Raw genomic sequence first — 14,378 nt, forward strand, 5'->3', positions numbered from 1 at the left:
GCGTCAGCGAAGGGAATCAGCGAACGGGATCCGCCGGATGCGGGGCCAGCAGCGGCAACTGCGAGGCCAGCCGCTCCTCGCAGAGCTCGACCAGCCGGTCGTACCCCGCCTTGCCCATCAGCTCGACCAGCTCCGGCCGGTACGAGACGTACACCGGGTCGCCCGCGCCGTGCGCCGAGGTCGCCGACGTGCACCACCAGTGCAGGTCGTGGCCGCCCGGACCCCAGCCGCGCCGGTCGTACTCACCGATCGACACCTGGAGCACGCGCGTGTCGTCGGGCCGGTCGATCCAGTCGTACGTCCGCCGCACCGGAAGCTGCCAGCACACGTCCGGCTTGGTCTCCAGCGGTTCGAGGCCCTCCTTCAGCGCCAGGATGTGCAGCGAGCAGCCGGCGCCGCCCGCGAACCCCGGCCGGTTCTGGAAGATGCAGGACCCCTGGTACGGCCGGGTCTGCCGCGACCCCTCCTCGTCCTCGGAGGTCCAGCCGGACTCGGTGCCGATGGCGTGGTGCTGCCAGATGTCGGGCGTGAGCCGCGCCACATGTCCGGCGACGCGCTTCTCGTCGTCCTTGTCGGAGAAATGCGCCCCCAGCGTGCAGCAGCCGTCGTCCGCGCGGCCGGCCTGGATGCCCTGGCAGCCACTTCCGAAGACGCAGTTCCAGCGGGAGGTCAGCCAGGTCAGATCACAGCGGAAGACCTGCTCCTCGTCCGCCGGATCGGGAAACTCCACCCAGGCGCGCGCGAAGTCGAGCCCCTTCTCGTCGCTCACCACCACCGTCTTCGGAGGTTTCGAGGATCTCGGGGATTTCACGGCCTTCGCAGCCTTCGCGGGGAGGGCTGACTCTGCCGACTTGTCGGCCTTTGCCTTTTTCGTCTTGGGCACGCGTCCAGGGTAAGTCGCCCGGAGCCCCTTCCGGCACCGCTCCGGGGACGGATGCGGGCGCGGCTGGCAGTAGCGTTCCGTCCATGAGACTCGGTGTCCTCGACGTGGGATCGAACACGGTGCATCTGCTGGTGGTGGATGCGCACCCCGGCGCGCGCCCCCTGCCCGCGCATTCGCACAAGGTCGAGCTGCGGCTCGCCCAGCTCCTCGACGACGCCGGAGCGATCGGCCCCGAGGGGGTCGACAAACTCGTCGCCGTGATCCAGGACGCGCTCCAGGCCGCCGAGGACAAGGGCGTCGTGGACCTGCTGCCGTTCGCCACCTCCGCCGTGCGCGAGGCCAGCAACGCCGACGACGTCCTCGCGCGCGTGCAGGCCGAAACGGGCGTCGAGCTCCAGGTGCTGTCCGGCTCCGAGGAGGCCCGGCTCACCTTCCTCGCCGCCCGCCGCTGGTTCGGCTGGTCGGCCGGCAAGCTCCTCGTCCTCGACATCGGCGGCGGCTCCCTGGAGATCGCCTACGGCATCGACGAGCAGCCCGACACCGCCGTCTCCCTCCCGCTCGGCGCAGGCCGCCTGACCGCGGGCTGGCTCCCGGGCGACCCGCCCGACCCCGACGACATCAGGTCCCTGCGCCGCCATGTACGCGCCCAGATCGCCCGTACGGTCGGCGAGTTCAGCCGCTTCGGCGCCCCCGACCACGTCGTCGCCACCTCGAAGACGTTCAAGCAGCTCGCCCGCCTGGCCGGGGCCGCCCGCTCCACGGACGGCCTCTACGTCCAGCGTGAGCTGAAGCGCGAGTCCCTGCAGACCCTGGTCCCCGAACTCGCAGCCATGACGACGGCGGAACGAGCAGCCCTCCCCGGAGTCTCGGAAGGCCGGGCCAACCAACTGGTCGCGGGCGCCCTGGTGGCCGAGGCCGCGATGGACCTCTTCGCCGTGAAAACCCTGGAGGTCTGCCCCTGGGCCCTCCGCGAAGGCGTGATCCTCCGCCGCCTCGACCACATGGGCACTCACATGGGCACGGAGTAGACCGACAGGGGCACCAACAGGGGCGCGGGGAACTGCGCGACAAGCCACCCACAACCCGCACCCGCCCAACCACCGACCCTCGACGGCGAATAGGCACCCCCACCCCGGCCAACCAACGCACCCCGTACTCTGTCTCCCGTGGCAGAACCAGTCGTACGCATCCCGGATGCGAAGGTCGCGCTGTCCACAGCCTCCGTCTACCCGGAGTCGACGGCGACGGCCTTCGAGATCGCCGCGCGTCTCGGCTACGACGGCGTCGAGGTCATGGTCTGGACAGACCCCGTCAGCCAGGACATCGAAGCCCTGCGCAGACTGAGCGACTACCACCGGATCCCCATCCTCGCCGTCCACGCCCCCTGCCTGCTCATCACCCAGCGCGTCTGGTCCACGGACCCCTGGACCAAGCTCCAGCGCGCCCAGGCAGCCGCCGAGAAGCTCGGCGCGTCGACCGTCGTCGTACACCCGCCCTTCCGCTGGCAGCGCCAGTACGCGCGTGACTTCGTCACCGGCATCTGGCGCATGGCCGACGAGACGGACGTCCGGTTCGGCGTCGAGAACATGTACCCCTGGCGCTACCGCGACCGCGAGATGCTCGCGTACGCCCCCGACTGGGACGTGACGAAGGACGACTACCGGCACTTCACGATCGACCTCAGCCACACCGCGACGGCCCGCAGCGACGCCATGGAGATGGTCGGCCTGATGGGCGACCGCCTCGGCCACGTCCACCTCGCCGACGGCAACGGCTCCAACAAGGACGAGCACCTGGTACCGGGCCGCGGAACGCAGCCCTGCGCCGAGCTGCTCGAACGGCTCGCGGTCACCGGTTTCGACGGCCATGTCGTCATCGAGGTGAACACGCGCCGCGCGATGTCCAGCGCCGAGCGCGAGGCCGACCTCGCCGAGGCGCTCGCCTTCACCCGCCTCCACCTGGCCTCGGCCGTCAGAGCCGTCCCCGGCGGGGGACCGCGCCCATGACCAGCGCCGCCCCGCGCCGCCGGGGACGCCCCTCCCGTACGGACTCCGCCGACGCCCCCGCCGCCCGCGACCGCATCCTGGCCGCGGCCCGCGAGGAGTTCGCCGTGCGGGGCTACGACAAGACCTCCGTACGCGGCATCGCCAAGGTCGCGGAGGTGGACCCGGCGCTGGTGCACCACTACTTCGGTACCAAGGAGCAGGTCTTCGAGGCGTCCATCTCGGTCGCCCTCGGACCCGTCCTGGAGGCGCCCGGCTCGATCGTCGAGGGCCCGCTCGACGGCGTCGGTGAGCGGCTCGCCCGCTTCTTCTTCGGCATCTGGGAGACCCCGGCGACGCGCAAGGCACTGCTCGCGATCGTCCGCTCCGCCATGAACAACGAGGCCGCGGCCGGAGTCTTCCGCCGCCTGATCTCCACCCAGCTGCTGCGCCGCCTCGCCGTCCAGCTGGACCTCCCGGACGCCGAACTCCGCGCCGAACTGGCCGCCGCCCAACTCGTGGGAATCGCGATGCTCCGCTACGTCATCAAGGTGGAGCCCCTGGCCTCGGCCAACCCGGACGAGATCATCGCAAGGGTGGCCCCGGTGATCCAGTCCCACCTGACAGCGCCCTGAGCCCGGGCGCGACAAGCCCCCACCGGACCCGCGGCCGAAAGCCCGGAAGCCGAGACACTCATCCCGCATTCCGGACGGCGTGTCCGCCCACTGGATAACCGGCGTACGCTCGACTTCAGTCATAACTTTCTGAAGGAGCGAGGCGAGCGACGATGCCCGAGCTGAGGTCCCGTACCGTCACCCACGGCCGCAACATGGCGGGCGCCCGCGCCCTTATGCGTGCCTCCGGTGTACCGGGTGCCGACATCGGGCGGAAGCCGATCATCGCGGTCGCGAACAGCTTCACCGAGTTCGTGCCCGGCCACACCCACCTCCAGCCGGTCGGCCGCATCGTCAGCGCGGCCATCACCGCCGCCGGAGGCATCCCGCGCGAGTTCAACACGATCGCCGTCGACGACGGCATCGCGATGGGCCACGGAGGCATGCTCTACAGCCTCCCCTCCCGCGACCTGATCGCGGACAGCGTGGAGTACATGGTCGAGGCGCACTGCGCCGACGCCCTGATCTGCATCTCCAACTGCGACAAGATCACCCCGGGCATGCTGAACGCCGCCCTGCGGCTCAACATCCCCACGGTCTTCGTCTCCGGCGGACCGATGGAGTCCGGCCGGGCCACGCTGGTCGACGGCACGGTCCGCACGCTCGACCTGGTCGACGCGATCTCCGACGCGGTGAACGACAAGATCTCGGACGAGGACATCCTCCGTATCGAGGAGAACGCCTGTCCGACCTGCGGTTCCTGTTCCGGCATGTTCACGGCCAACTCGATGAACTGCCTCGCGGAGGCCATCGGACTCGCCCTCCCCGGCAACGGCTCGGTCCTGGCCACGCACACGGCCCGCCGCGCGCTGTACGAGAACGCGGGCCGCACGGTGATGGACATCACCCGCCGCTACTACGAGCAGGACGACGAGACGGTCCTGCCCCGCAACGTCGCCACCTTCGCGGCCTTCCAGAACGCCATGGCCCTCGACATCGCTATGGGCGGCTCGACCAACACGATCCTGCACCTGCTGGCCGCCGCCCAGGAAGCGGGCGTCAAGTTCGACCTGGACGACATCAACGCGGTCTCGCGCCGGGTGCCGTGCCTGGCGAAGGTCGCGCCGAACGTCGCCAAGGACCGCACGTACTACATGGAGGACGTGCACCGGGCCGGCGGCATCCCCGCCCTCCTCGGCGAACTGCACCGCGCGGGCCTGCTCAACGAGGACGTGAACTCGGTTCACAGCTCGTCCCTCGCCGACTGGCTGAAGACCTGGGACGTGCGCGGCGGCTCCCCGTCGCCGGAGGCCCTGGAGCTGTGGCACGCGGCACCCGGCTGTGTCCGTTCCGCCGAGGCCTTCTCCCAGTCCGAGCGCTGGGAGGCCCTGGACGTGGACGCCGCCGGCGGCTGCATCCGCAGCGCCGAGCACGCGTACTCGAAGGACGGCGGCCTCGCGGTCCTCAAGGGCAACCTCGCCGTCGACGGCTGCGTCGTGAAGACGGCCGGTGTCGACGAGTCGATCTGGACCTTCGAGGGCCCCGCGGTCGTCTGCGAGTCGCAGGAAGCAGCCGTCGAGAAGATCCTCAACAAGCAGGTGAAGGACGGCGACGTCGTCGTCATCCGCTACGAGGGTCCCAAGGGCGGCCCCGGCATGCAGGAAATGCTCTACCCCACCTCGTTCCTCAAGGGCCGGGGCCTCGGCAAGACCTGCGCCCTGGTCACGGACGGCCGCTTCTCCGGCGGCACCTCGGGCCTCTCCATCGGCCACGCGTCCCCCGAGGCGGCCTCCGGCGGCACCATCGCCCTGGTCAAGGACGGCGACCGCATCCGCATCGACATCCCGAACCGCACGATCGAACTCCTGGTCCCGGACGACGAGTTGGCGGCCCGCCGCGAGTCCCTGAACGGCGTCTACGCCCCCGTCTCCCGCGAACGCAAGGTCTCGCAGGCCCTGCGCGCATACGCGGCGATGGCGACGAGCGCCGACAAGGGCGCGGTGCGGGACGTGTCACTGCTGGGCTGACCCCCTTCGCGCATCTGCATCTGTGCCTGCACGAAAGGGCCGCTCCTCAGGAGCGGCCCTTTCGTCATGATCTTCCTGTACGTGCTTCAGGTGCCGTACGTGTCCGTGGCGCCCCGGATCACCAGTCGGCCGGGTCGGCCGCGTCCACGGCGAAGACGGAACCGTCGGGAGCGCTCGCGTAGACGCGTCCGCCGGCGACGACGGGGGCGGGCAGCGAGGCCGCGATCGTGTCCGAGGCCGGGCCGAGCCGCGGCGACGTCTGCCCCGCGAGCTTCCCCGTACGGGCGTTCACCGCGAGCAGCCGTCCGTCGGCGGCGGTGAAGTACACGTACCGCCCGTCCGCGGCGGGAGCCGAGCCTAGGCTCACGGCCGTCTCCAGCCGCCAGAGTTGCTTCCCCGCCTTCAGATCCACGGCGATCACCGTACCTCCGCCGCCCAGCAGATAGACGGTGTCCCCGCGCACGACACCATGGGCCCGCTGGAGCGGAACGGCCACCTCGACCTTGCGCGAGGCGCCGGTCGCCGGGTCGTAGTCGACGACGGCGACCGTGTCCCCGTACACGGTGTCGAGGGCGGCGAAGAAGACGGAGGCGCCCGCGCCGGTGGTGCCGATGGGCTTCAGCTGCCCGTTCAGCTTCTCCTGCCAGCGCACGTCACCGGTGCCGGGGTCCAGCGCGACGACCCGGGTGCTCGCCCCGTCCTGGGCCGGGCTCGTGGCGTACGCGAGCTGGTCGCCGGTGAAGGAGAACAGCTGGGGGCCGCTCAGGTCTGCGATCCGCCGGTTCCACTTGCTGTCGCCGGACGCGCTGTCGACGCCGGTGACCTTGCCGTCGGAGCCGGTGAGGAGGGTCATCCCGCCGGCGTATCCGAGGCCGACGCGGTCGGACACGGTCTCCTGCCAGCGGGTGTGGCCCGTGGCCGGATCGAGTGCCTCCAGCCGAGGGCCGTTGTCCAGCGGGGGGTGCACGAGCCCGCCCGACAGCACCGGCGGCCGGCTCGGAATGAGGGTGGCGTCGATCGGATGCCGCCACAGGACGGTACCGTCGGCGGGGTCGATCGCGGAGACGAGCCCCTTCTGGGCGCAGAACAACTTCCCGCCACCGTAAGAGCATTGGGGCATACCCGTGGTGCCACCGGTGCCCGGCCGCACCACCCAGGCCCGGAAACCGGCAGCGGCGGCCGTCGTACCGGTACCGGCCCTGGAGGAACGGTCCGTGGGCTCGGCGACCGTCGTATCACCGCCGAACACCTGCACCGAGGCGAAGACGCACCCGGCGGCGAGAACGAGGGAACCCGCGGCGAGGAGGACGCGCTTGCGCAGCCGCCGCCGATCCGAACGCCCGGCGGGCGAGGGCGAGTCGGCGTCAGGGGAAGCGGGGTCGGTGGAAGCCGGGAAGCGGCTGTCGCGCCGCTCCTCGGGCACGAACGACTGGGTGTCGTACGAGGCGGCGACCGACCGGAGTTCCCGCATCAGTTCGTCGGGAGTGGGCCGGTCCTCGGGCTCCTTGGCGAGGCAACCCAGCACCAGCGGGGCGAGGTTCTCCGGCACACCGGTCAAGTCGGGTTCGTCGTGCACGACCTGGTAGGCGACGACGTACGGACTGTCGGAGTCGAACGGTCCGCGCCCGGTCGACGCGTGCACCATCACCGACCCCAGGGCGAAGATGTCGGCGGCGGGCCCCACCTCGCGAGGCCGCCGGAACTGCTCGGGCGCCATGAACGGCGGCGTACCGATCAACTTGCCCGTCTCGGTGTGCAGTTCGCTGTCCTTCGGCCGAGAAATGCCGAAGTCGATGACCTTCGGACCGTCCTCGGCGAGCAGCACGTTGCTCGGTTTCAGATCCCGGTGGACGACCCCGACCCGGTGAATGTCCCGCAGCGCCTCGGCGAGCCCGGCCATCAGCCGCCGCAACTGCCCGGCGTTCATGGACCCGTTCCGCTTCACCTCGTCGGCAAGGGTCGGCCCGGGGATGAACAGGGTGGCCATCCAAGGCCGTTCGGCGTCGGGGTCGGCATCGACGACGGGCGCGGTGAAGGCACCGCTGACGCGCCGGGCGGCGGCGATCTCCTGCCGGAACCGTCCCCTGAACTCGGGGTTCTCGGCGAACTCGCCGTGTACGACCTTGACGGCGAGCTTCATCCCGGAGGTACTCCGGGCCAGGTGCACCACGCCCATGCCGCCGGAACCCAGCCGTGACTCCAGACGGTACTGACCGGCGTACTCCGGATATTCCGCTTCCGCGCCGGTTCCGGAGTTCCGCTGTGGCGTCATGGACTCACCCCCGTGCTGTTCGCCGTGCGTTCGACGCATGGAGCCTAGTCGATGAGGGGTTCGGGACAGAGGCGGCGTGCTGACGCCGGTGTACGAGTTTCGTACATGTGTTTCATGGCGTGTTTTAGGGGTATCACCCGGACCCCATGGCAGTCATGGGAGTTCAACGGGGGAGGTTTTTCCATGTCCACAGACAACATCGGGGCGAGAACGGCCGGCGAGGCCACGGAGCTGACGCTCACCACAGCGGCAGCCGCGACCGCGGCGGCGACCACGTCCGTCCGCTACTACTCGGTCGCCCCCGGGTACCGCCTCAACGTCCGCAGCGGCCCCGGCACCGGCTACACCATCGTCCGCGTACTGGCCGAGGGCGCCAAGATCCCGATCTACTGCCAGCGCCCCGGCGAGGCCATCGCCGGTCCGTACGGTACGTCGAACATCTGGGACAACATCGACAGCGGCGAGTACGTCTCGGACGCGTACGTCCTGACGGGCAGCGACGGCTACGTGGCGGCGCACTGCTCCTGACCCACGTGCCCAGCCGGGCACCGGCATTCGGTGCCGGTGCCCGGCTGGCGATAATCGACGGGTGAGCGACAAGACCGGTACGACGGGCGACGCCCGTACAGCCCCTCTCCCCGAGCCCATCCGCTTCTTCGGCACGACCTGGGTGGACCACGACGCCGGCTACACGGCCCGCCGGGTGGGAGTGGCCGCGGGTTCACTGACGGCGACGATCGCGTCCTGCCTGATCCTGCGCCTGGCTTACGAGGGCCTGCGGATCGCGGAGACAGGGGGAGCGGTGACCCTCCTGGTCCTGGTCATGTTCGCGGTGTGCAGCGCGCTGGCGTTCGGCCACACCTGGGGCGCCTTCACCACCCGCCCGGACCCGGCACGCCAGGCCTCTCTCCGGGGCCTCCTGGCGATCGGCTTCGTAGGCTCCCTGGCCGCCTACTTCCTCCGCTCCCTCAAAGAGGCCCCCGGCGAATCCCTCCACCGCCAGGAATACGAGACCTCCCGCGACCGACAGACCCGCCGCACCACCCGCCGAACAGGAAACCCGGCGAGGCGACGAAGGCGGTAGGGGGCCGATCTCCGGCCCAACTCTTCCCCAAACCCGCTCCCCCCACCGACACCCCCCGCCACCATGTCCACATGACGGCCTCAACCCAACCTCCCGTCCAACCCCCCACCCCCTCCCGAGCCACCTCCTTCAACGCAGCCGCAGCCCAATACGCCCAGAACCGCCCGTCCTATCCCCCCGCCCTCCTCGACGCCGTAGAACACCTGGCCGCCCACTCCCTCCCCGGCTCCCGCGTCGCAGACATCGGCGCCGGCACCGGCATATCCACCGCCCTTCTCCACGCCCACGGCGCCCACGTGATCGCCGTGGAACCCGGCGACGGCATGGCGGCCCAGTTCCGCCGCACCCTCCCCGACGTCCCGATCGTCCGAGGCAACGGCAACGCCCTCCCTCTGGCCGACGCCTCCGTCGACTTCCTCACCTACGCCCAGTCCTGGCACTGGACCGACCCGGCCCACGCCGTCCCGGAGGCCCTCCGCGTCCTGCGCCCGGGCGGCGCACTCGTCCTGTGGTGGAACACGTACGCCCTGGACGTCCCCTGGGTCGCCGCCCAGGCGAACCGCATCAAGTACTTCTTCGGCATCGACGTGGCAGTGGAGCAGAGCAACGCCTCCGGCCGCGCAGCGGACCCCTCTGGCCGCCTCGTATTCGCCCGCCGTCAGCTCCGCTGGAGCCGCCAGGTCCCGATCGACACCCACCTGGCCAACATCGGCAGCCACTCGGCCTTCCTGGTCCACGACAAGGAGGACGCCGCAGCCTTCCTGGCCGAGGAACGCAACCTCCTGCTCAAGCTCTTCCCGGCCGAAACGCTAGAGGAGACCTACGAGGTGGACCTGCTGGTAGCCAAAACCCCGGCCACCCCCACGCCCACCCCCGACCGCACCACTCATTGACCACGCACCTCCCCACCACCGCATGCCCCCGCGCGGCGGCCCACCCTCCAGGGCCGCCGCACACGCATGACGAACGCACCCCCGATCACTCCGCCAGGCGCCTGTGCCCCACCCACTCGACGCACTTGACGCACCCCCGGACCGAGAGCATTATTCATCACATGATGAATAACAGTGACCCCCCTCTCGGACAAGCCGTCCGATCCGTCCAATCGGTGCAGGCCATGCCGGCCGTACAGGCCGAAGCCCTCACCGTCGTACGAGGCACCCGCAAAGTCCTGCGCGGCCTCGACTTCACCGTCCCGCGCGGCCGGATCACCGGCCTGCTCGGCCCCTCGGGCTGCGGAAAATCGACCCTCATGCGGGCGATCGTCGGCACCCAGGCCAAGGTCACCGGCACCCTGGAGGTCCTCGGCCAACCGGCCGGCCACGCCACCCTCCGTACCCGCATCGGCTACGTGACCCAGGCACCCTCGGTCTACGACGACCTGACGGTCCGCCAGAACCTGGCCTACTTCGCCGCGATCCTCGACCCCGGCCGCGCAGCCGCCGACCGCCGCCACGAGAACGTCACCCGCGCCATCACCGACGTGGACCTCACCGCCCACGCCGACGCCCTCGCGGGCAACCTCTCCGGCGGCCAACGCAGCCGCGTCTCACTGGCGGTGGCCCTCCTCGGCACCCCCGAGCTCCTGGTCCTCGACGAACCCACCGTCGGCCTCGACCCGGTCCTCCGCCGCGACCTGTGGGCCCTCTTCCACACCATCGCGGCCACCCGCGGAGCGACGCTCCTCATCTCCTCCCACGTCATGGACGAGGCCGAACGCTGCCACCGCCTCCTCCTCCTGCGCGACGGCGAACTCCTCGCCGACGACACCCCGGACGCCCTGCGCACCCGCACGGCGACGGAGACGGTGGAAGCGGCGTTCCTGCACCTGGTGGACGAAGCGAAGAAGTCGACAACGTCGACAACAAAGAAGGAGCAGACCCAGTGACCACCGCCACCCCGACCCTCACCCCGATCCCCACCCAGAGCACTACCTCGGCCCTGAACGCCTCCCGAACCACGGCCACCGCGATCCGGGTCCTGGCGCAACTCCGGCACGACCCGCGCACCATCGCGATGCTGATCGTGCTCCCGAGCCTGCTCCTGTTCCTGCTCCGTTACGTCTTCGACGGCAGCGCGCACACGTTCGACGGCATCGGCGCGTCGCTCCTCGGGATCTTCCCCCTCATCACGATGTTCCTGGTGACCTCGATCGCCACCCTGCGCGAACGCACCTCGGGCACCCTCGAACGCCTCCTCGCCATGCCCCTGGGCAAGGGCGACCTCATCGCCGGCTACGCCCTGGCCTTCGGAATCCTTGCGATCATCCAGTCGGCCCTGGCCACCGGTCTGGCGGTCTGGCTCCTGGGCCTGGACGTGACGGGCTCCCCCTGGCTGCTCCTCCTGGTGGCCCTGCTGGACGCCCTGCTGGGCACGGCCCTCGGCCTCTTCGTCTCGGCCTTCGCGTCCTCGGAGTTCCAGGCGGTCCAGTTCATGCCGGCGGTGATCTTCCCCCAGCTCCTCCTCTGCGGCCTCTTCACCCCCCGCTCCAACATGCATCCGGCCCTGGAAGCGATCTCCGACGTCCTCCCCATGTCCTACGCGGTGGACGGCATGAACGAGGTCCTCACCCACACGGACATCACAGCCACCTTCGTACGAGACACCCTGATCGTCGCGACCTGCGCCCTACTGGTCCTGACCCTGGGCGCGGCAACCCTCCGCCGCCGAACCCAGTGAGCAACTCCGCAGCCGCCAGGTACGGGACGGGACATCCCGCCCACCGGACAGCCACTCCACCCACCCGCCCCCGATGCGAGGATGACCCCGGACGACGCAACCCCCGGAGGGCACCGCAACCATGACCCAGAAAGTCGCAGTCCTCGGCACCGGCAAGATCGGCGAAGCCCTGCTCAGCGGAATGATCCGAGCAGGCTGGGCCCCGGCCGACCTCCTGGTCACCGCCCGCCGCCCGGAACGAGCCGAAGAACTCCGCACCCGCTACGGAGTGACCCCGGTCACCAACCCGGAGGCGGCGAAGACCGCCGACACCCTGATCCTCACGGTCAAGCCGCAGGACATGGGCACCCTCCTCGACGAACTCGCCCCCCACGTCCCCGCCGACCGCCTGGTCATCAGCGGAGCCGCCGGCATCACCACGACCTCCATCGAGGCCCGCCTCACCACCGGCACCCCGGTCGTCCGCGTCATGACGAACACCCCGGCCCTCGTCGACGAGGCCATGTCGGTCATCTCCGCCGGCAGCCACGCCACCGCAGACCACCTCGCCCACACGGAGGAGATCTTCGGCGCCGTCGGCAAGACGCTCCGCGTCCCCGAGTCCCAGCAGGACGCCTGCACCGCCCTCTCCGGCTCCGGCCCGGCGTACTTCTTCTACCTGGTCGAAGCCATGACGGACGCCGGCATCCTGCTCGGCCTGCCCCGCGACAAGGCCCACGACCTGATCGTCCAGTCCGCGATCGGCGCCGCCGTGATGCTCCGCGACAGCGGCGAACACCCGGTGAAGCTCCGCGAGAACGTCACGTCTCCCGCGGGCACCACCATCAGCGCCATCCGCGAACTCGAGAACCACGGCGTACGAGCCGCCCTCATCGCCGCCCTCGAAGCCGCCCGCGACCGCAGCCGGGCCCTGGCCGCAGGCAACAACAACTGAAGCCGACCGCCACCGCGCCTACCGGCCCATGTCCACGACAACCCCGGCCTCGGCCTCGGCGTGCGCAGGCAGCAGCCCGATCGCGCGATAAGCGGCATCAACGGTCGGCCGCGCGATCGCCCGCGCTCTCTCCGCCCCGTCCCGCAGCACCCCCTCCACAAACGCGGGATCCGCGCACAACTCCCTGTGCCGGTCCCGCAGGGGCCTGAGAACCTCGACCACGGCCTCCGCGACGTCCTTCTTCAGATCCCCGTACGACTGATACACACCACTCAGCTCCGACGGTTCCCCACCCGTACAGGCCGCCAGGATCTCCAGCAGATTCGCGACCCCCGGCCGCCCCTCCGGGTCGTACTCGACGTCCCGCCCGCTGTCGGTCACGGCCCGCATGACCCTCTTCCGCACCACGTCGGGCTCGTCGAGCAGATAGACGATTCCCGGCCCGACGTCCTCGCTCTTCCCCATCTTCGACGTCGACTCCTGAAGATTCATGACCCGAGCACCCACCGCCGGACGCGTGGCCCGCGGCACCACGAACGTATGGCCGTACCGCTGGTTGAACCGCACCGCCAGATCCCGGGTCAGCTCGACATGCTGCGTCTGGTCGTCCCCGACGGGCACCTCGTCGGCCCCGTACGCCAGGATGTCCGCCGCCATCAACACGGGATACGTCAGCAACGACAGCCGCACACTCCCACCCCGCGCCCGCTCCCGCGCCGCCTTCTCCCTGTACTGGATCATCCGCCGCATCTCCCCGTCGGACGCCACGCACTCCAGCACGTACGACAGCCGCGTGTGCTCGTCCACATGACTCTGTACGAAGACGGTGCACAGCTCCGGATCGAGCCCCGACGCCAGCAACAGCGTGGCCGCCTGCCGACTGAGCCGACGCACGCGCGCGGGATCATGGTCAACGGTCAGCGCGTGCAGATCGACGATGCAGAACAGGGAGTCCGCCCGGTGCTGGTCCACCGCGGCCCACCGCCGCATGGCCCCCAGGTAGTTCCCCAGTGTCAGATGCCCGGTCGGCTTGATCCCACTGAAGACCCGTGTCATCTCTTCTCCACCTCCTGGTCGAGACCACCGCACCCGGTCGGCCGACCCCCTCTGGAGGGAGAAACAAGAACGGCCGCCGAAGCGGCGGCCGTTGAGTACATACGTGTGTACGGCCGCCGTCAGGCGGCCCACCACTGCTGGGTGCACGTATGCGTAGTCATCACGCCCACGAGAGTACGCCGCCGGGGCCCCCTCCGACACCGAGTTGACACTCTCCAGGCCCATACGTAGTGTTCTCCGAGTTGTTCGACGTGAGCGCCGACCCCGGTCGGTCCCCGGACAGCCATTCCGCAGGTACCAAGCAACGGTCGACGACCTGTCGTCGCGCCGGTGGCATGTCATTGGCATGCGTATTTGCGAAATGAGGAATCCGCGTTCGAAAGGGCGCACCCCCCGATTGGCTCGGGAGGCAGGGAATCCGCTAAAGTCTCACTCGTCGGAACGGCCCAACAGCCGGGAAGACAAGCCCCGCTGACTGGGAATCAGGCCCGAAACGGTCTGGTAGAGTCGGACTCGCCGGAAAGGGAAACGCGAAAGCGGAAACCTGGAAAGCACCGAGGAAATCGGATACGGAAACGGTCTGGTAGAGTCGGAAACGCAAGACCGAAGGGAAAGCCCGGAGGAAAGCCCGAGAGGGTGAGTACGAAGGAAGCGTCCGTTCCTTGAGAACTCAACAGCGTGCCAAAAATCAACGCCAAGTTTGTTGATACCCCGGCTCACGGGCTTTGTCTGTGGGTTGTGGTTCCTTTGAAGTAGTAAACACAGCGAGGACGCTGTGAACGGTCGGGCTTATTCCGCTTGACTGTTCCGCTCTCGTGGTGTGACCCGATTACGGGTTGACATTCAC

General features: G+C 69.7%; 13 protein-coding genes. 10 read left to right on the plus strand and 3 right to left on the minus strand.

Features of this window, described 5'->3' with window-relative positions:
* Positions 1 to 16: 16 nt before the first annotated feature.
* A complete protein-coding gene (locus G3I71_RS37350) occupies positions 17 to 811 on the minus strand; it encodes a hypothetical protein (protein WP_343243178.1) in 795 nt (264 codons plus the stop codon).
* Positions 812 to 966: 155 nt separating this feature from the next.
* Here G3I71_RS37350 and G3I71_RS37355 point away from each other — a divergent pair, with 155 nt between their 5' ends.
* The 4 genes from G3I71_RS37355 to ilvD all read left to right on the plus strand — a co-directional run bounded on the left by G3I71_RS37355 (position 967) and on the right by ilvD (position 5,506).
* The gene (locus G3I71_RS37355; RefSeq protein ID WP_164321988.1) at positions 967 to 1,911 is read left to right on the plus strand and encodes a Ppx/GppA phosphatase family protein; all 945 of its coding nucleotides are present in this window, start codon (positions 967 to 969) and stop codon (positions 1,909 to 1,911) included.
* Between the two features lie 138 nt (positions 1,912 to 2,049).
* Complete coding sequence (locus G3I71_RS37360) at positions 2,050 to 2,889, plus strand: sugar phosphate isomerase/epimerase (protein WP_164321990.1); 840 nt, start codon at positions 2,050 to 2,052, stop codon at positions 2,887 to 2,889.
* On the plus strand, positions 2,886 to 3,500 hold the full coding sequence (locus G3I71_RS37365; protein ID WP_164321992.1) for a TetR/AcrR family transcriptional regulator: 615 nt from the start codon (positions 2,886 to 2,888) through the stop codon (positions 3,498 to 3,500). The genes G3I71_RS37360 and G3I71_RS37365 overlap by 4 nt, the downstream gene beginning before the upstream one ends.
* A 152-nt stretch (positions 3,501 to 3,652) precedes the next feature.
* Entirely contained in the window at positions 3,653 to 5,506 is a 1,854-nt protein-coding gene (gene ilvD, locus G3I71_RS37370; protein WP_164321994.1) for a dihydroxy-acid dehydratase, read from the plus strand.
* 118 nt (positions 5,507 to 5,624) lie between these two features.
* Here the strand turns inward: ilvD and G3I71_RS37375 are convergent, their stop codons facing one another.
* Positions 5,625 to 7,778, minus strand: coding sequence for a PQQ-binding-like beta-propeller repeat protein (locus G3I71_RS37375; RefSeq protein ID WP_164321996.1), 2,154 nt, complete (start codon positions 7,776 to 7,778; stop codon positions 5,625 to 5,627).
* A gap of 183 nt (positions 7,779 to 7,961) precedes the next feature.
* Between G3I71_RS37375 and G3I71_RS37380 the strand changes: the two genes are divergently transcribed.
* The 6 genes from G3I71_RS37380 (at position 7,962) to proC (ending at position 12,475) form a co-directional block, all read left to right on the plus strand.
* Positions 7,962 to 8,306 (plus strand): SH3 domain-containing protein, encoded by a 345-nt coding sequence (locus G3I71_RS37380; protein ID WP_164321997.1) that lies wholly within the window; start codon positions 7,962 to 7,964, stop codon positions 8,304 to 8,306.
* A gap of 61 nt (positions 8,307 to 8,367) precedes the next feature.
* The gene (locus G3I71_RS37385; protein ID WP_164321999.1) at positions 8,368 to 8,862 is read left to right on the plus strand and encodes an EamA/RhaT family transporter; all 495 of its coding nucleotides are present in this window, start codon (positions 8,368 to 8,370) and stop codon (positions 8,860 to 8,862) included.
* A 71-nt stretch (positions 8,863 to 8,933) separates the two neighbouring features.
* Entirely contained in the window at positions 8,934 to 9,755 is an 822-nt protein-coding gene (locus G3I71_RS37390) for a class I SAM-dependent methyltransferase (protein ID WP_164322001.1), read from the plus strand.
* A gap of 224 nt (positions 9,756 to 9,979) precedes the next feature.
* Positions 9,980 to 10,750 carry an ABC transporter ATP-binding protein gene (locus G3I71_RS37395; RefSeq protein ID WP_239149571.1) on the plus strand — a complete coding sequence of 257 codons (771 nt, stop codon included), beginning with the start codon at positions 9,980 to 9,982 and terminating at the stop codon, positions 10,748 to 10,750.
* Positions 10,747 to 11,541 carry an ABC transporter permease gene (locus tag G3I71_RS37400; RefSeq protein WP_343243176.1) on the plus strand — a complete coding sequence of 265 codons (795 nt, stop codon included), beginning with the start codon at positions 10,747 to 10,749 and terminating at the stop codon, positions 11,539 to 11,541. Before G3I71_RS37395 ends, G3I71_RS37400 begins: the two co-directional genes overlap by 4 nt.
* A 121-nt stretch (positions 11,542 to 11,662) precedes the next feature.
* The gene (proC, locus tag G3I71_RS37405; RefSeq protein WP_164322005.1) at positions 11,663 to 12,475 is read left to right on the plus strand and encodes a pyrroline-5-carboxylate reductase; all 813 of its coding nucleotides are present in this window, start codon (positions 11,663 to 11,665) and stop codon (positions 12,473 to 12,475) included.
* Between the two features lie 18 nt (positions 12,476 to 12,493).
* On the opposite strand, the gene trpS is transcribed toward proC, so the two are convergent.
* Positions 12,494 to 13,531 carry a tryptophan--tRNA ligase gene (trpS, locus tag G3I71_RS37410; protein WP_164322007.1) on the minus strand — a complete coding sequence of 346 codons (1,038 nt, stop codon included), beginning with the start codon at positions 13,529 to 13,531 and terminating at the stop codon, positions 12,494 to 12,496.
* Positions 13,532 to 14,378 lie beyond the last annotated feature (847 nt).

Origin of the sequence: Streptomyces sp. SID12501, assembly GCF_010550245.1 — a bacterium.
In the GTDB taxonomy this organism is placed as follows: Bacteria; Actinomycetota; Actinomycetes; order Streptomycetales; family Streptomycetaceae; genus Streptomyces.